The organism is Bartonella sp. AP1QHHD, from assembly GCF_042196265.1.
Lineage (GTDB): Bacteria > Pseudomonadota > Alphaproteobacteria > Rhizobiales > Rhizobiaceae > Bartonella.
The window spans coordinates 193,020-212,067 of sequence record NZ_JBHIPW010000089.1 but is presented as its reverse complement, the minus strand read 5'-3'; the positions used below and the strand labels follow the sequence as shown (position 1 = coordinate 212,067).

16 protein-coding genes are annotated in these 19,048 nt (G+C 36.8%); 9 read left to right on the top strand and 7 right to left on the bottom strand.

Features of this window, described 5'->3' with window-relative positions; translation table 11 throughout:
- Window positions 1–71 precede the first annotated feature (71 nt).
- The 4 genes from ACFIME_RS08285 to dnaK all read right to left on the bottom strand — a co-directional run bounded on the left by ACFIME_RS08285 (window position 72) and on the right by dnaK (window position 6,849).
- Entirely contained in the window at window positions 72–986 is a 915-nt protein-coding gene (locus tag ACFIME_RS08285) for a DMT family transporter (RefSeq protein WP_375611392.1), read from the bottom strand.
- 32 nt (window positions 987–1,018) lie between these two features.
- The gene (gene argB, locus ACFIME_RS08280; RefSeq protein ID WP_375611391.1) at window positions 1,019–1,924 is read right to left on the bottom strand and encodes an acetylglutamate kinase; all 906 of its coding nucleotides are present in this window, start codon (window positions 1,922–1,924) and stop codon (window positions 1,019–1,021) included.
- A 1,728-nt stretch (window positions 1,925–3,652) separates the two neighbouring features.
- A complete protein-coding gene (gene dnaJ / locus ACFIME_RS08275; RefSeq protein WP_375662049.1) occupies window positions 3,653–4,798 on the bottom strand; it encodes a molecular chaperone DnaJ in 1,146 nt (381 codons plus the stop codon).
- Window positions 4,799–4,956: 158 nt separating this feature from the next.
- Window positions 4,957–6,849 carry a molecular chaperone DnaK gene (gene dnaK, locus ACFIME_RS08270; RefSeq protein ID WP_273790233.1) on the bottom strand — a complete coding sequence of 631 codons (1,893 nt, stop codon included), beginning with the start codon at window positions 6,847–6,849 and terminating at the stop codon, window positions 4,957–4,959.
- Between the two features lie 960 nt (window positions 6,850–7,809).
- On the opposite strand from dnaK, the gene ACFIME_RS08265 reads away from it, so the two are divergent.
- Window positions 7,810–8,364 carry a copper chaperone PCu(A)C gene (locus tag ACFIME_RS08265; protein WP_375633676.1) on the top strand — a complete coding sequence of 185 codons (555 nt, stop codon included), beginning with the start codon at window positions 7,810–7,812 and terminating at the stop codon, window positions 8,362–8,364.
- Window positions 8,365–8,474: 110 nt separating this feature from the next.
- On the opposite strand, the gene lysM is transcribed toward ACFIME_RS08265, so the two are convergent.
- Window positions 8,475–8,930, bottom strand: a complete 456-nt coding sequence (gene lysM / locus ACFIME_RS08260) for a peptidoglycan-binding protein LysM (protein WP_375684785.1) — start codon at window positions 8,928–8,930, stop codon at window positions 8,475–8,477.
- A gap of 386 nt (window positions 8,931–9,316) precedes the next feature.
- Here lysM and ACFIME_RS08255 point away from each other — a divergent pair, with 386 nt between their 5' ends.
- From ACFIME_RS08255 to thpR, 6 genes are all read left to right on the top strand, one after another.
- Window positions 9,317–10,039, top strand: coding sequence for a response regulator transcription factor (locus ACFIME_RS08255; RefSeq protein WP_005774392.1), 723 nt, complete (start codon window positions 9,317–9,319; stop codon window positions 10,037–10,039).
- A gap of 39 nt (window positions 10,040–10,078) precedes the next feature.
- The gene (locus ACFIME_RS08250) at window positions 10,079–11,863 is read left to right on the top strand and encodes a stimulus-sensing domain-containing protein (RefSeq protein ID WP_375684784.1); all 1,785 of its coding nucleotides are present in this window, start codon (window positions 10,079–10,081) and stop codon (window positions 11,861–11,863) included.
- Between the two features lie 23 nt (window positions 11,864–11,886).
- Window positions 11,887–12,351: an HPr kinase/phosphatase C-terminal domain-containing protein gene (locus tag ACFIME_RS08245; protein ID WP_375612806.1), complete on the top strand. Its 465-nt coding sequence runs from the start codon at window positions 11,887–11,889 to the stop codon at window positions 12,349–12,351.
- Window positions 12,352–12,487: 136 nt separating this feature from the next.
- Complete coding sequence (locus ACFIME_RS08240) at window positions 12,488–12,886, top strand: PTS sugar transporter subunit IIA (RefSeq protein WP_375606142.1); 399 nt, start codon at window positions 12,488–12,490, stop codon at window positions 12,884–12,886.
- 17 nt (window positions 12,887–12,903) lie between these two features.
- The gene (locus ACFIME_RS08235; protein ID WP_012754483.1) at window positions 12,904–13,197 is read left to right on the top strand and encodes an HPr family phosphocarrier protein; all 294 of its coding nucleotides are present in this window, start codon (window positions 12,904–12,906) and stop codon (window positions 13,195–13,197) included.
- A 625-nt stretch (window positions 13,198–13,822) separates the two neighbouring features.
- The gene (thpR, locus tag ACFIME_RS08230) at window positions 13,823–14,362 is read left to right on the top strand and encodes an RNA 2',3'-cyclic phosphodiesterase (RefSeq protein ID WP_375684783.1); all 540 of its coding nucleotides are present in this window, start codon (window positions 13,823–13,825) and stop codon (window positions 14,360–14,362) included.
- 106 nt (window positions 14,363–14,468) lie between these two features.
- On the opposite strand, the gene grpE is transcribed toward thpR, so the two are convergent.
- Both grpE and hrcA read right to left on the bottom strand, forming a co-directional pair.
- Complete coding sequence (gene grpE, locus ACFIME_RS08225; protein ID WP_375661980.1) at window positions 14,469–15,131, bottom strand: nucleotide exchange factor GrpE; 663 nt, start codon at window positions 15,129–15,131, stop codon at window positions 14,469–14,471.
- Between the two features lie 124 nt (window positions 15,132–15,255).
- Window positions 15,256–16,326 (bottom strand): heat-inducible transcriptional repressor HrcA, encoded by a 1,071-nt coding sequence (hrcA, locus tag ACFIME_RS08220; RefSeq protein ID WP_375633672.1) that lies wholly within the window; start codon window positions 16,324–16,326, stop codon window positions 15,256–15,258.
- A gap of 514 nt (window positions 16,327–16,840) precedes the next feature.
- On the opposite strand from hrcA, the gene rdgB reads away from it, so the two are divergent.
- Together rdgB and hemW are read left to right on the top strand one after the other, a co-directional pair.
- Entirely contained in the window at window positions 16,841–17,488 is a 648-nt protein-coding gene (gene rdgB, locus ACFIME_RS08215; protein ID WP_375617491.1) for an RdgB/HAM1 family non-canonical purine NTP pyrophosphatase, read from the top strand.
- The gene (gene hemW / locus ACFIME_RS08210; protein WP_375661981.1) at window positions 17,485–18,684 is read left to right on the top strand and encodes a radical SAM family heme chaperone HemW; all 1,200 of its coding nucleotides are present in this window, start codon (window positions 17,485–17,487) and stop codon (window positions 18,682–18,684) included. Before rdgB ends, hemW begins: the two co-directional genes overlap by 4 nt.
- The last annotated feature ends 364 nt before the right edge of the window (window positions 18,685–19,048 follow it).

Genomic DNA, 19,048 nt, shown 5'->3' with positions numbered 1-19,048 from the left:
AAAAGCTTTAAAAATGAAAACTCTACAAGAAAAAATCTCATGCAATAAAATCATAATAAAAAAATGTATAGCTAATCAATTTTTTTAATTGCTTTATTTTTTTTACGCCATTGTGAAGGTTGTAATTCAGCCACAATGATCCCAATCAGAATAAGCAAACCGCCCAATAAAGCTAAGGGAGATAAATGTTCTCCAGCCAAACGCCCAACAATACCAGCCCATACCGGTTCACCTGCGTAAATGAGTGTCGCACGCGTAGGGGAAATAGACTTTTGTGCCCAATTCATAGCTAATTGAATGATGGCACTCATTAATGCCAATCCTATACCAATATTAAACCACACCCACGAAAATTCAGGAATGCTTTCACCCATCAAAGGCATACAAGCAAATGAAAAAAAACCACTAAAAAATAACTGAATAATGGTTACACGCCGACTATCAACCTTGTTCGCAAAAATTCCGATGAGTATGACTTCTCCAGCAATCGCTAAAGCGCCTAACAAAGTTAAAATTTCGCCTTTTGAAAAATCAAAATTTCCCGGCTTTTGTCCTGAAATAAATACAAGCCCAATAAAAGCGAAAATAATACCAATCCAACAAGCTAAACGGGGAGGTTTTTTAAAAACAATCCATTGCAAGATTGGAACCATCGGTACATAAAGCGCTGTGATAAAAGCTGACTGACTACTAATAATTGTTTGAAGTCCAGCTGCTTGAAAAGCATAACCAAAAAACATGGCTAAACCTATCGCCATCCCAGCGAAAACTTCATAAACAGTTATACCTTTTATAGAGCGCCAAAAAATTACCCCACATATAAGAGATGCAACAATAAAACGAAATCCAACAAAAAACAGAGGACCACTATAGCGTACCGCAATGTGAATGACTAAAAATGTAATGCCCCACAATATTGTCGCAGTAAATATTGCCAATTCTGGCTTACTTAATAAAGGATATTTAAACTGTTTTAGATTCACCATGAAAAACTTTCTCTTCCAATTTTCCCCACAATTTATGAAACAATAAGCGTTCCAACTCCCTGTTCGGTAAACAGCTCTAGTAAAACAGAATGAGGAGTTTTACCATTTAAAATGACAACACCTTCCACACCATTTTGAAGGGCTTTTATACAAGTCTCTACTTTTGGAATCATGCCTCCTGAAATTGTCCCATTTTTAATAAATTTCTCAGCTTCAGAAACTGTCAATTCTTTTAAAAGTTTACCCTGTTTATCCAAAACACCAGGAACATCAGTGAGAAATAAAAGGCGTTTAGCCTCTAATGCACCAGCAATAGCTCCAGCAAAAATATCAGCATTGATATTATAAGTTTTACCATCGCGTCCTGGAGCTACAGGAGCAAGAACTGGTATCATTTCAGAAGATGCTAAAAGATCTAGCAATGTGCGATCAACTTCAACGGGCTCACCAACAAACCCCAAATCTAAAACACGTTCAATATGCGAATCAGGATCAATGACAGTTTTATAAGCCTTTTCGGCAAAAACCATATTGCCATCCTTGCCGCATAATCCTATTGCCCATTCACCCTCAGCATTGATGAGAGCAACAATTTCTTTATTTATGGAACCCGCTAAAACCATTTCAACCACTTCAACGATCCGCTCATCGGTTACCCGTAGTCCGTTTTCAAATCGCGATTCAATCCCCATTTTCATTAAAATTTCAGCAATTTGAGGACCACCACCATGAACAACAACAGGATTAATTCCCGATTGCTTTAATAGAGCAATATCACGCGCAAATGCTCGCCCCAAAGCAGGATCACCCATAGCATGGCCGCCATATTTTACCACGACCGTTTCATTTTCATATTTTTGCATATAAGGTAAAGCAGACGATAAAAATGCTGCTTGTTTTTCCAAAACATCTACATCACCGTTTTTAGCATCATCCATCAATAGAGCCTCCTCATCACTTTTTACCATCTCTTAATGAAATTTAGGAAAAGTGAAAACAATAAAACCAAACTTTACTCTATCCACCCCCTCCCCTGAAAATCGTCAATTTTCCTCTAAATTACGAAAAAGGAATAGCGAAATGAAATACAAAAAACTTCCTTTAAAAATTGACAGCGAAAAATTAAACAAAATAGACGTAAAAAAATGTCATTATTTTATGATCTTATATATAAAATTGAAAAGCAAAATTTTGAAGCTAAGCCGTACATTCAACTCATTAGTTTATCACTATGGATACTTAACAATGAATAGGAATATATACAACCATTGATTTTGTAAGATAAAAATAAAGCTTCTTATCATAATAAAATTAACATATTCCCAAGATAAGAAATCACTCAACCGCTTTATAGCTTATCTCAATAAACTATAACTTTTGTTTTAAAAATTTGACTTTTTCTCAATCATTAAACATGAGGAAATGTCAACTGAACGCTCCTCGTGGAGAATTATAATAAGTTGATTTATAATAATAATTTATCTTTTTATATCGTAAAATCGAAAAAAGGCTTTGCAAAATTATCATATATTGTGACTTTATTTCGATAACTCTTCAGAAGCATCTTCGTAAAAGCATTTAATTGTTTAGATTACTCTCTTCGTAAGATTTTATAAAACTTCTCATTTTTCATGATCTGTCATTAAGTTTTTCTTTCTGCATAGCGATACATGCTTGAATTATTCAATGTTTTTTAGAATTTTTAATTCTTTTAATTATGTTATTTTATGAAAAAAGATTCATTTCGTAAATTTCCCTTTCCATATCACTAATCAATTTCAACAATATATCGTGCTGTTTTCTAAGCATATTGTGCTATTTTTTATTGTATTATTTTTTCTTTTTAAAGGTAACTTCCTCTATCTTCCCACCAACTTTTTATTATGCCAATAAATTCAATTAAGTGAATTCCATCGAATCTGTTTCCCCACAAGAGAGATACATCGAATACCTCAAAACGTGTTTTGTTATGTCTTCTTTAGCATTCAACACACATTATCTCATCCCACAATTTCTTTGGAACAAAATAAACTTGATTATAGCGTTTTTTATTATCTGGAAGAACTATTTATGACATCAGAAATACAAAACTAAATCCGCATCTAAAAAGACATGATTACTGCTAAAAGCTACGATGAGGCATGTAAAAGCTATTCCGAATAAAATAACCCTTATTTTAAAGGAAGAAGTGATTAAAACTATGAGAAATGCCAAAAATAAAATCGGTTATAAGAAGTTGATACTTTATTTGAAAAAGATGGATTGCCTAACAGCTTATTTAGCGTTTCTTGGCAAGCCGCTACCTATTTTATAGTTTTATTATAGAGCCTTTAAAAAGAAATTTTGAGTGAAAAAATAAACACAAAAAATACTGAATGCATAAAGGCAGTTATCATGACACTGGCAATATTTATTATCAATCACTCAATTGCGTTCTTATATGGATAAGCCCTTTTTAAAATGTCATAGACACTCAAAAATAAGACTTATCCATAAAACTCATGAAATATAAAAACTATCAGCAGCAGGAGTTTATCCTAAATTAGCTGTCTCTCTCTTTTCTTTTCAAGAAAAAATGCTTTTCAAAGATAATGAGACAATAGAAAGCTTAATGAAAATAACTTTCCCACAGTTCTCTCTAATTATTCTGAGAACATTCACATATTTTAACCAGAAATATTTTCAAAAAATTCTTTCATACGTGAAAAAAAACCATGTGATTGCGGTGAATTTTCATGATTTGAGAGTTTCTCAAATTTTTGCAACAATTCACGTTGTTCTTGCGTTAATTTCTGCGGTGTCTCAATCGTGATATGGATGTAAAGATCACCCCTTGCTTGCTGACGGCGCAACATGGGCATACCTTTGCCTCTAAGGCGGAATTGACGTCCATTTTGTGTCCCTTCTGGAATCTTAACGCGTGCTTTAACACCATCAAGGTCGGAAACTTCAAACTCTCCTCCTAAAGCAGCTGTTACCATTGAAATAGGAACGCGACAGTGAAGATCTGCTCCTTCTCGCTGAAAAAACTCATGCGGTTTAATGGAAAGGAAAATATAAAGATCACCATTGGGGCCACCACGAATACCAGCATCACCCTCACCAGAAAGGCGAATACGCGTTCCATCTTCAATACCAGCTGGAACATTTACGCTTAATGAACGTTTTTTCTCTATACGCCGTGTCCCCTGACATTTGGGGCATGGATCCGTAATAGTTTCACCACGTCCATGACATGTAGGACATGTCCGCTCAATAGAAAAGAAACCCTGTGCAGCACGCACACGACCAGATCCATGACATGTTCCACAAACTTGCGGCTTAGAGCCTTTTCTCGCTCCTGATCCTTCACAAACATCACACGTAACGGAACTGGGAATATTAATTTCTGCAGTTTTTCCTGAAAATGCCTCTTCTAAAGTCACTTCCATATTATAACTCAAATCTGCGCCACGTTCGCGACTATCACCACGCTTACGGTGTGTCCCTCCCATAATCTCACCAAAAAAGTCTTCGAAAATATCCGCAAATCCACCACCAGCAGCAAAACCACCAAAGGGATTTGCTCCCCCCCCTTGACCACCGCTATTTTCAAAGGCCGCATGGCCAAATCGATCATAAGCAGCACGCTTCTGGGGATCTTTAAGAACTTCATAGGCTTCGCCAATTTCTTTGAATTTTCGCTCTGCCTCTTTATCCCCCGCGTTGCGATCAGGATGATATTGCATTGCCAACTTACGAAAAGCAGATTTCAACTTTTTATCATCACATTCGCGAGTCACGCCAAGAATTTCATAATAGTCAACCTTCATCATGTATTCCTGATAATTTTTCTGTCATCCATCTTTATGGATAATATTGCTTTTAATTTATATTTTTAGCAACAAAGTTGCAACTTATCTCAAATAATAAAGCCCAGCCTTATATTTCAAAGGCCGGGTTTATCAATTAATCAACACATATGCTGACACTATTTCTTCTTATCATTAACTTCTTCAAAATCAGCATCAACAACATCATCATTCTTTGCCTCTGTTTCAGTGTCAGCGCTCGCTGCTTGTGAGGCTTCGTACATAGCCTGTCCAAGTTTCATACTGACTTCTGCTAATTTTTGCATCTTTGTTGTTACTTCTTCCGTATCACTGCCTTCAAGCGCAGATTTCAAATCAGATATTGCTGTTTCAATCTGTCCCTTTTCTTCAGCTGATACTTTATCGCCATATTCATTGAGCGACTTTTCAGTTGAATGAATAAGAGCCTCCGCTTGATTTCTAGCTTCAACACCTTCACGGCGTTTTTTATCCTCAGCCGCGTGCTCTTCTGCATCCTTTACCATTTTTTCAATATCAGCATCACTTAAACCACCTGATGCCTGAATACGAATTTGATGCTCTTTACCTGTTCCCTTATCTTTGGCCGAAACATTAACAATACCATTCGCATCGATATCAAAAGTAACTTCAATTTGAGGTATACCACGTGGTGCTGGAGGAATACCAACAAGATCAAATTGAGCCAATAACTTATTATCACTTGCCATTTCCCGTTCACCTTGGAAAACACGAATCGTTACAGCACTCTGGTTATCATCAGCTGTCGAAAAAACTTGCGATTTTTTCGTGGGGATAGTGGTATTGCGCTCAATAAGGCGTGTGAAAACCCCACCCAAGGTTTCAATACCCAAAGATAAAGGTGTTACATCTAGCAACAACACATCTTTGACATCGCCTTGCAATACACCTCCTTGGATGGCAGCACCCATTGCGACCACTTCATCAGGATTAACGCCTTTGTGGGGATCTTTACCAAAGAAGCTCTGCACAACTTGCTGAATCTTGGGCATACGTGTCATTCCACCCACTAAAACAACTTCGTCAATCTCACCGGCCTTTAATCCAGCATCTTTCAACGCAGCTTTACAAGGTTCAATGGTACGCTGCACTAAATCGTCAACGAGAGATTCAAATTTTGCCCGAGTCAATTTCATTGTTAAGTGCTTGGGACCTGATTGATCTGCCGTGATAAATGGTAAATTGATTTCTGTTTGCTGTGACGAAGAAAGCTCAATTTTTGCTTTTTCTGCCGCTTCTTTTAAGCGCTGTAAAGCGAGTTTATCATTCTTCAGATCAATTCCTTGCTCTTTTTTGAATTCATCGGCAAAATAACCAACCAAGCGCATGTCAAAGTCTTCACCCCCTAAAAACGTATCTCCATTGGTTGACTTAACCTCAAAAACCCCATCTCCAATTTCAAGGACTGAAATATCAAATGTACCACCACCAAGGTCGTAAACAGCAATTGTTTTTCCGTCCTTTTTGTCCAAACCATAAGCTAAAGCAGCAGCAGTTGGCTCATTAATAATCCGTAAAACTTCAAGTCCAGCAATTTTACCTGCGTCTTTCGTGGCTTGACGTTGCGCATCATTAAAATAAGCAGGAACCGTAATAACGGCTTGTTCAACTTTTTCACCAAGATAAGATTCTGCTGTTTCCTTCATCTTTTGCAAAATCATAGCTGAAATTTGTGACGGAGAATATTTCTTTCCCGCCTCTTCAACCCATGCATCACCATTGTCACCTTTAACAATTTTATAAGGAACAAGCGCTTTATCTTTTTCAACCATAGGGTCATCAAAACGGCGCCCTATCAAACGTTTAACTGCAAAAACTGTCCCTTCAGGATTTGTCACCGCCTGCCGTTTAGCAGGTTGCCCAACAAGCCGCTCCCCCCCATCAGTAAAGGCAACAACGGAAGGTGTTGTTCGCGCTCCTTCTGAGTTTTCAATAACTTTTGCGTTTTTGCCATCCATAACAGCCACACAAGAGTTCGTTGTCCCCAAATCAATACCAATTACTTTTGCCATATTATAATCTCCATTCAGCAAGCTACCTCAACCTTCATAAAGCATCTTTTTAAGATAGCTCCTCATAACACCTAAAGCCCGTATATTGCTTCAAGCAACATAAATAATAATAAACTGCAAGTCGCAACAAGCCTTGCTGCCTCGTATATAAGAACAGGCTTTTATTGCTACAAGAGAATAATGAGAGAAACATCTCCAAAATAAAAAATTTATTTTAAAATAGGCACGCTAATGACCCATAAATACCATATTTATGAGAGACTTGAGAGTATAACATATTTTTCTTGCGATTCTTAAAAAATATATCTTTCTATAAAAATTAAAAAATAAAAGAATGATTGCACTTTCGCTCTTGATCTTCTCGTCATTGATAAAATCATACTCACGTAAAAGCTTTTTAAAAGGCGAATAATTTATATCACAAATATTATAAATTTTCCTTGGACTAAAATAGTCATCATATCTAATGCTCATATCAGTAAAGGTATTATCTATCGATCTCCTTTCAAAAATTCTCCTTCTAACGGTCTCATTGTTTGCGGCTTTTGAAATCTGTGCTTTAAATTCACCTAAAGCGTTTTTTCTTAACTGTATAATTTTGAACTTTGAAAATATATAAAAATACCTCTGTATAAACGCTTTAAAATGCCAAGAGCTGTCATAATATTAAAAATTGGTAAAGTGGTTGATGATTGTTCTGTATTATATCTTCATTAAGTAAAATAGTAGTGCATCATAGATTTTATACCATTTGCAAATACTATTTATGAGATGAACACGGAAGCGTTAAGAGGTGTGTTGTCATTGTAAATCTTACTGTCTTCTTTTAAATTTCAAGAATTCTATGATTTTTATATTCAAATCAATTTTATTTTAGCATTTCTTTCTTTTATTTTAAATAAAAGCTCTGCTAAAATAAAAAATATTCAAAGTATGAATCTTATGAAGGAGGGTAAATCAATGATGACATCTATTATTAAGAAAATAACAAATCTCATCTTTAAGAATATAATACATACACAATATCCATACAAAAAGGTTATCATAAATATCGTGTGTGCTCTTCTCTTTGCTGGTATAACCCTGCCAGCAGGTGCTCAGCAATATAAACTTGGCGACATAGAAATTCTCAATCCTTGGACACGCGAAACACTTAGAGGTATAAGAGTTGGTAGCGGTTATCTCTACATTATTAATCACAGTAATACCCCAGACCGTTTGGTTTCTATTTCCACAAACGGAGTAAAAACAACAGAGATACACTCTATGGCTGTCGTTAATGATATTATGAAAATGGAAAAAATGCACAATGGCATTGAAATTCCGGGAAATGGCGAAATCACGCTTAAGCCTGGCGGTGATCATATTATGTTCATGGGGCTTTCACAACCATTTAAGTTAGGTGATAAAATTAGCGCAAAATTAACATTTGAGAAAGCAGGAACCATTGATGTTGATTTCTCTGTAAACGCTATGAAAGTACCATCACCTTCTAAATCCTCTCCTGTTCATTAAGCTCCTTTTATTATAAATACACACTTTATAAAATGAAGAAGCGTGAAATTTTTTACGCTTCTTTATTTTTTGTTTAATGCCATCAGTAAAAAATTATCCCCTTTGATGAATTAACTATGGTCAATTTCAGGAATACGTAAAACTTGTCCAGGATAAATTTTATCGGGAGATTTTAGCATTGGCTTATTGGCTTCAAAAATAAATGTGTTTTTATTACCTTGCCTTTTTCCATAAACCTCTTCAGCAATTTTCCAAAGATTATCACCAGATTTAACCTCATAAAAGCGAGAAGTTTTTCTAGGCGTTGTATCTATAACCTTTAATTGATCAACATCTACAGAAGAGATACCTTGTGAATTGCCAACAACCAGCAGTGCTTTTTCAAGTGTTTCCCTATCTGGAACTTCACCGCTTAAAATAGCTTTACCGTCTTCAACTTGAATATTGACTTTTTCTGTACCGAGTTGAAAATGATCAAATGCTCTCTTAAAATCCTTTTCTTTTGGTTCATGGTCCCCAATACCTAATTTTTCCCCTACAGTTTTAATAAAATTAAAAAATCCCATTACGACCTCCTTTCGTGTAGCAGAAACAAATTTTTGTGCATATATTGCCACATTCTTTTCTTTGCTCTTAAAACACATAGGCAGATTTTCTAAACTTCAACAATCAAAACTACATCTGTTCAATTATGAGACAAATACAATAATAAACTTTGTAATAAACCTTGATAAAAAAAGCCTTTATGAAAATTTTCTCTCAAATGAAGGGATCTTAATAGACGTAGAAACATTATAAATTATGAAAGCAAAACAAGATTTTACAGTAATGACAGAAGGTTTTTTACTTTGCTACAATTTGTATCATATTTGTTTTGCAAAAAAAATATGAACTCCCATATAAATAAGTGTGGGTAATTTGCTACCACAGCAATAGAAAGGTCTAAGAAACCATGAAAGATACACCAACAATCACGCAAACGATTGTACTTGTTGATGATGATCGCAATATTTTGACATCTTTATCTTTTGCGCTTGAGACAGAAGGATATCGGGTTGAAAGCTATACAGATGGAGCATCTGCACTCAAGGGTCTCACACTTCACCCTCCACACTTAGCTATTTTTGATATTAAAATGCCCCGAATGGATGGGATGGAACTTTTGCGTCGTTTGCGTCAAAAATCTGATCTTCCAGTTATTTTTCTTACCTCTAAAGATGATGAAATTGATGAATTATTTGGTCTCAAAATGGGAGCTGATGATTTTATTACTAAACCTTTCTCCCAACGTCTTCTTATTGAACGCGTGAAAGCTATTTTACGCCGTTCTAATGCACGTAACCAACCGCTTTCTACAGGAACTTCTTCCACCTCTTCTCTCAAACGCGGAGATCTTGTGATGGATCAAGAACGCCACACCTGTACATGGAAAGATAAACCTGTTATTTTAACCGTTACGGAATTTTTGATTCTGCAAACCTTAGCACAAAGACCAGGAGTTGTAAAAAGTCGTGATGCTTTAATGGATGCTGCTTATAGTGATCAAGTCTACGTAGATGATCGCACCATTGATAGTCACATTAAACGTCTGCGTAAAAAGTTTAAACAAGTGGATGATGATTTTGCAATGATTGAAACACTTTATGGTGTAGGTTATCGTTTCCACGAGGTATAAAACTACTTTGTCGCAAAAATTTGAATGGCAATCAAATCGATGACAGACAATTCTCAACTGGAAACTTTACAAAAAACAACCGTTAATGGTACATCCTCAACGCCATTTCTTATGTTCGCTCGTTTGCATCTTCGAACACAACGTCTCTTTAGACAATTGCTTTTTTCCAGCCTCACACGTCGCATTGTTATATTAAACATTGCTGCTCTTGCCGTTTTAGTTACAGGCATTTTATACCTTAACCAATTTCGCGATGGTTTAATTGAAGCAAAAATCAAAAGTTTATGTACCCAAGGAAAAATTATTGCTGGGGCTATTGCTGCTTCTGCAACAGTAGATACAAATTCTATCCTCATTGACCCTCAAAAACTCTTAGAGTTACAGACTGGTGAAAGCGTTACACCCGCTCCTCAATCAACCGATTCTTGGGATTTTCCTATTAACCCTGAGCAAGTTGCCCCTCTTTTACGGCGTCTTATTACACCTAAAACGACAAGAGCACGTATCTATGATCGTGATGCTACTCTCCTTCTTGATTCGCGCGTTCTTTATTCTAGTGGAGAAGTTTTTAGTTATGATTTACCCCCACTTAAAACAGAACAAAACATGTGGGATCGCCTTACTTCATGGTATTCAAGCGCATTTTATGGCAAAGGTATTGCTCTTAACAGAGAACAAACAAAAACCAGTGGTATTGCTTATCCAGAAGTGTACCGCGCATTAAACGGATCTCTTGCTACGGCTAAAAGACGCAACAGACAAGGGCAATTAATTGTTTCTGTTGCCGTTCCTGTTCAACGCTATCGCGCAGTGGTTGGAGCTCTTCTTCTTTCAACCACTGGTTCCGATATTGATAACATTGTAAAAGGCGAAAGACTGGTTATCTTTAAAGTTTTTGCCGTTGTAGGTAGCGTACTTTTGGTTCTTTCTCTCTTTTTGGCCCATACGATTGCCCATCCATTAAGTAAATTATCTGCCTCGGCTAATCGAGTGCGTAATGGCAATAATCAGCGTGTAGAAATTCCTGATTTTTCAATGCGTGAAGATGAAATTGGTCACCTTTCAACTTCTATTCGTGATATGACTAATGCCCTTTATATGCGTATTGAAGCCATTGAACGCTTTGCTGCTGATGTAAGCCACGAATTAAAAAATCCTCTCACCTCTCTACGCAGTGCTGTTGAAACGCTCCCTCTGGCTAAAAATGAAGAAGCACAAGAGAAATTGCTGGAAATTATTCAACATGATGTGCGCCGCCTTGATCGGTTGATTACAGATATTTCTGATGCATCGCGACTCGATGCAGAGCTTGCACGAGAAACCGCAGAGATTGTTGATATGACGCCGCTTTTGGAAAGTCTTGTTCATGCTGTTCAGGAAGTGTATCGTAATACGCAAACTATTGATATAAGCCTTAATATTGTCCCACGTCCTCATGGAAAAGCTTATCTTGTATTGGGACATGAACTTCGTTTAGGACAAGTGATTTCAAATCTTCTTGAAAATGCGCGTTCTTTTATTCCTCGGAATCGTGGCAAAATTTGCATTACTATGAAAAGTCATGCTTCAACCCTTATTTTAACCATTGAAGATAATGGCCCAGGTATTCGTTCAGAAAATATTGAACGCATTTTTGAACGTTTTTACACAGATCGACCAAATGAAGATGCTTTTGGACAAAACTCTGGACTTGGCCTTTCTATTAGTCGGCAAATCATCGAGGCTCATAATGGGACAATTACAGCCGAAAATATTATCGATCCTACACTTGGGAAGTGTAAAACTGGTGCACGTTTTACTATTATGCTTCCGCTTGCTAAATAAATCTTTTATCCAAAGTAAAAGGCATGAAAACAAAATGTGAAATACTCCACGCAAATTGCCTTCAACTGGGCGGCAAGGGGCTGTTAATTATAGGTCCATCGGGATCAGGAAAATCAACCATCACCCTTTCTTTGCTTGACCGCGCTGAGTGGTCAAAACGTGAAGCGAAGCTTATCAGTGATGATTATACAATGTTGCGTGCGGAAAATGGAAAGCTTCACGGATACACTCCCGATAATTTAGAGGGCGGCATCGAGATTCGTGGCGTTGGTCTTTATATGATAGAATTTAAAAAGCACACAACTATCGATTGCGTTATTTTTCTCGGTCCGGAATATGAACGTTTTTCCACAAATAAAACTTTTCAATTTGAAAATTTGCACATTCCTCTTTTAAAACTTCCCTCTCTTCGTGAAGCCGATTGTACAGCCATTTGTCAAGCTATTGAAGCATTTTTGTTTAGAAAAATATGGCAAAAATCTGTCTAATTTTTTTCTAAAGATAAAAAAATCACAATTTTTGCCTTTTTTTTGCAAATTTTTCTTGGCAGCAAGATAAAGCCTTGTACAATGTCTTTCCCACCAACTATGGTCGGGTCTTATTAGTTAACAGGAGTTTGCGTAAATGATTGGACTCGTGCTTGTAACGCACGGTGAGCTGGCTGTCGAATTTTTACATGCTGTGGAACATGTTGTTGGAGTACAAGAAAAGTTCGCAACAATATGCGTTTATCCCGATGACGATATAGATCAGCGCCGAGGTGATATTATAGCCGCAGTAACCGATACAGATACGGATCATGGCGTCATCATATTAACAGATGTGTTCGGTGGAACACCATCAAATATAGCTATCCCTGCTATTGAAAAAGGACGCGTTGAAATGATTGCGGGTGTTAATTTGCCCATGCTTATTAAACTGATTTCTATTCGCAAATGTCCTGATATTTCATTATCAGACGCGTTAAGAATAGCACAAGAAGCAGGGCGTAAATACATTAATGTACCAAGTATAATTTTATAGCGGATAATAAAATACCAATGTTTTCCAAAGATACCCTCCCATGTATAAGTCGTCATTTCAATATCTGTAATAAACGTGGGTTGCATGCACGTGCTTCTGCAAAATTTGTACAAACTGTTGACAATTTTAATGTTACTGTTGAAGTTGAAAAGGACGGAAAAATTGTTGGCGGATCATCAATTATGGGACTTATGATGCTAGCGGCTTCATCCGGTTGCAACCTCACCATTCGTGTTTCAGGACCAGAAGCAACAGATGCTCTTAATGCTCTTGAAAAGCTCATCAATAACAACTTTGGAGAGGAAAACTAGTGCTTTTTCATCATAAACAAGGATGATGATTCTTAGAAAATAGGAACTTTCCATCATTATTTTGAATTTTAATTTCTCTTCCCGCTTTTATACCAATATTCATATCCATTATAGATTGGCATAATTATCATAAATGTAAAAGCTTATAGTAATTTTGTTATGCTCGTTTTTTTCTTCCTTTCCTAACATTATTTGACCAATTTGAATAGTTTTGCGTATTATGGCTATTCCCCGACTTAATCATATAATTAAATTTTTACAGAAAAGAGAACTCTTCACCTTGTATTAAAGTATGCTTTATTTTAGACTAAAGATAAACGTCAAAATAATTTCGCACATCAAAAATCTATCAACTTTTCTTATTTTCTGCTAACTTTGTAGCCTTTATAATACACAAGTAATCTTCCATTGCACATCATTGTGATACAGATCCTGAAAACGCAATTCTTATCAATGTCATAACCATTTTCTTAAAACGAATAAGCTTTGTACGCTCATAATTATAGTAAGCATTTTTTAGACATTCTTTTTCTATACTATTGCCTTGTTTTCTGTGATACGTGCCCCGCCCTTATTATCTATATTGCGCTTGAGATAGCATCTTTCATTATAAGGAGATAATATCATGGGTCGTCTATTTAGTGCTCTTCAGATTCCTCAACAAACAACAAAAGCCCTCGTATCATTGCAAAATGGCTTACCAAAAGCGCAATGGATCAACCCGCAAAATTTTCATGTCACCTTATCTTTTTTTGGCAAAGTTGAAAGCTCCTTAGCAGATGAAATTATGCATACCTTTAACACTATAGAACTTCCTTCTTTTACGCTACAGATAAAAGGTTTTGAAGTTTTTGGTTCAGAAAATGCTCCTCATTCTCTTGTGGTTCGCATTGAACCTTGTGAAAAGCTTATTCTTTTACATGAAAAGACGCAATATATCCGGAATAAATTAGAGTTAAAGCCTGATAAAAGACTATTTATTCCGCATATCACTCTTGCACGAATATTTGATATTAATCTTAAAGATCTTTCTTATTATCTATCTTTTCAAGATGATTTTTTTGTTCCTCCTTTTGAGGTTGATCATTTTGTTTTATTGTTATCGGCCTCTCCCTTAAATAAGGCTCCCTATATTGTAAAAGGAAGTTGGGCGCTTCAAAGATAAAAGGGTGTTTATAACACCCTTTAAAAACCCTTTAAGAAAAGACTTCATATATGTGTGATTGCAGGGAATACTGCATTTTATGTTAGAGATTTATTATTGATGTGTTTTAAGCCGAATCAGCTTCAACAGAAGCTTCTTTTGCTCCTCCTTTAGCTACACCCACTATAGCTGGACGCAGCACCCTTTCCCCGATAATATAACCTGCCTGAACCACTTGTTGAACAGTATTATCTGGAACATCAGCATTGGGAATTTCAAACATCGCTTGATGAAAGTGAGGATCAAATTTTTGCCCCTCTGGATGAATTTTTTGCACCCCATGACGTTCTAATGCTGCCATCATGGCACGTTCAGTCATTTCAACGCCTTCTGCCAATGATTTCAAACCAGCATCACTCTCCCGTGCACCTTCTGGAATAGCTTCCAAAGCACGATTGAGATTGTCAGAAACCGATAACATATCCCGTGCAAAATTAGCAATGGAATAAGCCTTTGCATCCGCCACATCTCGCATAGTACGGCGTCGAAGATTTTCCATATCTGCAACAAGACGTAAAAGTTGATCTTTCAATTCTTTATTTTCATCCTGCAAAGACGCTAAAAGATCACTAATCTCATTGCTTTCTGTTTCAACGACTTCGTGTTCCTCTGTTTTATGTGTTTTTAAAAATTCATCGGCTGCCTGTTTAAGTGTATTACGATCAGCTGGATTTTTTAAATCACAATTTTCAAATGAAGCGTCAGTAAATTTGTTTTTTTCATCAGACATAAAAATTTTATTCCTTCATAAGATTCGTTATTCTCGATATCGAAATTCTACAGACAAAAATCAAGGGGTATCGATGTATATAATACAATGAGCTTTTATAGTACAAATACTTACTTGCATCGTTTTAACGCAATAACTGTGACACAAGTTGAGCTGTATAATCAACCATGGGCACGATCCTTGCATAATTAAGCCGTGTAGGACCAATAACACCTAAAGCACCAATGACTCTTTGTTGTGAATCACGATAAGGTGCTACAACTAAAGAAGAACCAGAAAGTGAAAATAACTTATTTTCTGAACCAATAAAAATTCTAACCCCAGAACCTTCATCCGTTAAATCGAGAAGCTGTGCCATACTCTCACGCGTTTCAAGATCATCAAACAAATGGCGTAATCGTTCTAAATCTTCTTCTGCTTTCACATCTTCAAGTAAATTGCTACGCCCGCGAACAATGAGGTGTATTTTATGATCAGCACCTTCTCCTCCCCAAAGAGCTAATCCCGTTTCAACAAGATGATGCGATAAATCATCAAGTGCAGCCCGTGTTTCTGCGCATAAGCGGGCAATTTCACCTTTAGCTTCACTCAATGTACGCCCTTGGATATGGGCATTGAGAAAATTCATTGCTTCCGTCAATTGTGCATGAGTAACCCCTTCTGGTAAATGAACAATACGATTTTCAACTTCACCTTGTTGAGTCACCAAAACGGCAAGAGCGTGCTCCCTATCAAGGCGCACAAATTCAATATGTTTCAATGTTCCTTCTTGTTTTGTTGCTAAAACAAGCCCTGCCCCACGTGAAAGATCTGAAAGAACTCGGCTTGCTTGAACAAGAAAATGTTCAACCGATTGTGCATGACCAGCCTCTTTGACTTGCATTTCAATATTTTCTCGCTCTTCGTTTGGCAAATCACCCGCTTCCATAAATGCATCAACAAAAAAGCGTAAACCTGATTGTGTTGGCATTCGACCCGCAGAAACATGTGGTGCATAAATCAAACCGAGATGTTCAAGATCACTCATCACATTGCGAATCGTCGCAGGCGATAATGTCTGTTGTAAAAGCCGCGAAAGATTACGTGATCCTACAGGTTCACCATCATTAAGATAAGCTTCAACAATATGGCGAAAAATATCACGCGAACGTTCATCAAGATATTTTAGTTCATTATCAATAGTTTTGTGCTTCATCACAATTGTTTCACTACTTTTAAAATCCTCATCTCTTATATAAGTTTTGCCAAGGTTTGGTCAAATAGTCTAAAGTAGTATAAAAACATATTATCCTATTGAGCTGTAAAATGCTACCTTTCAGAGTGATGCTTGATAAATTACGCGGGAAATATTTTTTGTTAGAGTGTGTGAGAAATATTTAAGATTAAGAGTTGATCTGTAAAGTGGTCTGCTGTAGGGACTTGTCAAGAGAATCTAGATTGATTAAAAACCGCTGTAAATAGAAAATTTTACCCTTTAGAGCAAGCAGAAAATTGGAAATTTACCATAAAATGCTATCATAAAAAAGACATGTCTTTCTTATCTTTGCAAGATTATCTTCGTGCAAGATAAAAATTTTTATTGGAATAAAATATCATAAAACGTGTAAAATAATCATATCATGTAAAATCAAGCAGAATGTGTGTGTATGAGCATTTAAACCGGTTTTTAGCACAAAAATAATTCCCCTTTCATTTTTGGAGAAATCTATATGAGAAGCATAGCAGATAAAAAACTTGTCATTGCTACACATAACACCGGAAAATTGCATGAAATCACTACTTTAATTACGCCTTTCGGTTTAATAATACAATCGGCAAAAGAACTGGGCTTGCCAGAACCAAAAGAAACGGGAAAAACATTTGAAGAAAATGCTTATATTAAAGCTTTTTCAGCAGCAAAAAAAACAGGACTTCCTGCACTCTCTGATGATTCAGGCTTAGAGGTAGATGCATTGGAGGGTGCGCCAGGCGTTTATACCGCTGATTGGGCAATTCAAGCCGATGGTACACGTAATTTTCCAAAAGCTATGAAAAAAATAGAAAATGAACTCCAAAAAGTCGGAGCACGAGAAAAAAGTCAACGGAAATGCCGTTTTATATCCATCATTTGCATTGCATGGCCTGATGCTCATGCAGATTACTTCCGCGGATGCGTTGAAGGAACGTTCATTTGGCCTCCACGGGGAGACAAAGGCTTTGGTTTTGATCCTATTTTTTTACCCGATGGATATGAAAATACCTTTGGAGAAATGTCAACAGAGCAAAAACACAACTGGAAACGTAATGATCTTCCCCCTCTTTCGCATCGCGCACGTGCTTTCAAACTTTTGGCAGAAAACCTTTTAGCATTCTCATGAATGAACCTTTCGGCATTTACATTCATTGGCCCTTTTGTGCAGCTAAATGTCCTTATTGTGACTTTAATTCGCATGTTCGCATCCATGGTGTTGATCAACCACGTTTTGTCACCGCCTTTAAGCGCGAAATAGAAACGCAATACCACAAAATAGGCCCACGCCATATTACAAGTATTTTTATTGGTGGAGGAACCCCTTCTCTTATGGAGCCACAGACTGTCGATGCCCTATTGCAAGCACTTGCAAAAAAATGGGTAGTCGATGATAAAGTTGAAATTACATTAGAAGCCAATCCATCCAGTGTGGAAGCAGAGCGCTTTCGTGGATACCGTGCGGCAGGTGTTAATCGCTTATCTCTAGGAATACAAGCGCTCAATGATAAAGCATTGCGCAAACTTGGCCGACTCCATAATGTGGAACAAGCTCTTTGCGCCATTACTTTAGCACGGAAAATTTTTCCACGTTTATCCTTTGATCTCATTTATGCCCGTCCCGAACAAACCCTTGAACAATGGAAATCTGAACTTGTACAAGCAATTGATTTAGCAGCGGACCATCTTTCTCTTTATCAATTGACAATCGAAGAAGGAACTGCCTTTAAACGGCTTCATGATGCAGGAAGACTTATCCTTCCCCCATCAGAGCTAGCAGCAGATCTGTATCATCTTACTCAAGAAATAACGGCACTAAATGGACTTCCTGCCTATGAAATCTCAAACCATGCAATGCCCGGTGCCGAATCAGCACACAATCTTCTTTATTGGCGTTATCACCAATATGCAGGCTTTGGTCCAGGAGCACATGGACGTTTCATTGAGCACACACCGAATCATTCCTCTTTCTGTTCAAAAACATTGTCATCACACCTTGAAAACCGCGAACGTTATGTCACAATAAATGAAAAGCATCCCGAACAGTGGCTTAATTTGGTAGAAACAACAGGACATGGCTGTATTGAAACGGAACATTTAACCACTGAACAACAGGCAAATGAAATGCTCCTTATGGGATTACGCCTTTGCGAAGGCTTAGAACTTATACGCTATGAAACCTTAAGCCCTAAACGCATTCCAATGGAAAAACTGATCGATTTACAACACCAAGAATTGATAGAAATGGTGGATAACCAACGCTTAAAAGCAACAACCAAAGGACGTATTGTTCTTGATCACATCATCAGCCAACTCGCAAACTAAAGTTTTTATAACAACATACTTATTTTAATCATAATTATCATTTTTCACAGCAAAGGTGAGATTAGAATATCATGAGATTCTCTCATTTCAAAACTATTTATAGCAAGTTAGTTACCGCCATTTGCTTACACCTTAAAAAGGGAGAAGCATGTGGATAAAAACTATAAAAAAGGAGTAAAAAGGCCTCTGATGAACACTCTTAAATGCTAAAAGCTATTGCAATATTTTGAGCTAGAAAGTGTATGGTGGTCTAACTTTCTTTTTCATTAAACGCAAAGATGGTGAGGCACTGTAGACTTTATACGCTTCACGGAAAATTTTATACTACACTATTCATAAGCACCGTAGTGGCATAAATGTGATA

Bases quoted from the DNA above. Each gene is read 5' to 3' on its own strand.
- ACFIME_RS08240 (WP_375606142.1), top strand. From the start codon at position 12,488: ATGATTGGACTCGTGCTTGTAACGCACGGTGAGCTGGCTGTCGAATTT.
- ACFIME_RS08255 (WP_005774392.1), top strand. From the start codon at position 9,317: ATGAAAGATACACCAACAATCACGCAAACGATTGTACTTGTTGATGAT.
- ACFIME_RS08250 (WP_375684784.1), top strand. From the start codon at position 10,079: ATGACAGACAATTCTCAACTGGAAACTTTACAAAAAACAACCGTTAAT.
- dnaJ (WP_375662049.1), bottom strand. From the start codon at position 4,798: ATGAAGGTTGACTATTATGAAATTCTTGGCGTGACTCGCGAATGTGAT.
- hrcA (WP_375633672.1), bottom strand. From the start codon at position 16,326: ATGAAGCACAAAACTATTGATAATGAACTAAAATATCTTGATGAACGT.
- ACFIME_RS08265 (WP_375633676.1), top strand. From the start codon at position 7,810: ATGATGACATCTATTATTAAGAAAATAACAAATCTCATCTTTAAGAAT.
- ACFIME_RS08245 (WP_375612806.1), top strand. From the start codon at position 11,887: ATGAAAACAAAATGTGAAATACTCCACGCAAATTGCCTTCAACTGGGC.
- lysM (WP_375684785.1), bottom strand. From the start codon at position 8,930: ATGGGATTTTTTAATTTTATTAAAACTGTAGGGGAAAAATTAGGTATT.
- argB (WP_375611391.1), bottom strand. From the start codon at position 1,924: ATGGATGATGCTAAAAACGGTGATGTAGATGTTTTGGAAAAACAAGCA.
- dnaK (WP_273790233.1), bottom strand. From the start codon at position 6,849: ATGGCAAAAGTAATTGGTATTGATTTGGGGACAACGAACTCTTGTGTG.
- hemW (WP_375661981.1), top strand. From the start codon at position 17,485: ATGAATGAACCTTTCGGCATTTACATTCATTGGCCCTTTTGTGCAGCT.
- ACFIME_RS08235 (WP_012754483.1), top strand. From the start codon at position 12,904: ATGTTTTCCAAAGATACCCTCCCATGTATAAGTCGTCATTTCAATATC.
- thpR (WP_375684783.1), top strand. From the start codon at position 13,823: ATGGGTCGTCTATTTAGTGCTCTTCAGATTCCTCAACAAACAACAAAA.
- ACFIME_RS08285 (WP_375611392.1), bottom strand. From the start codon at position 986: ATGGTGAATCTAAAACAGTTTAAATATCCTTTATTAAGTAAGCCAGAA.
- rdgB (WP_375617491.1), top strand. From the start codon at position 16,841: ATGAGAAGCATAGCAGATAAAAAACTTGTCATTGCTACACATAACACC.
- grpE (WP_375661980.1), bottom strand. From the start codon at position 15,131: ATGTCTGATGAAAAAAACAAATTTACTGACGCTTCATTTGAAAATTGT.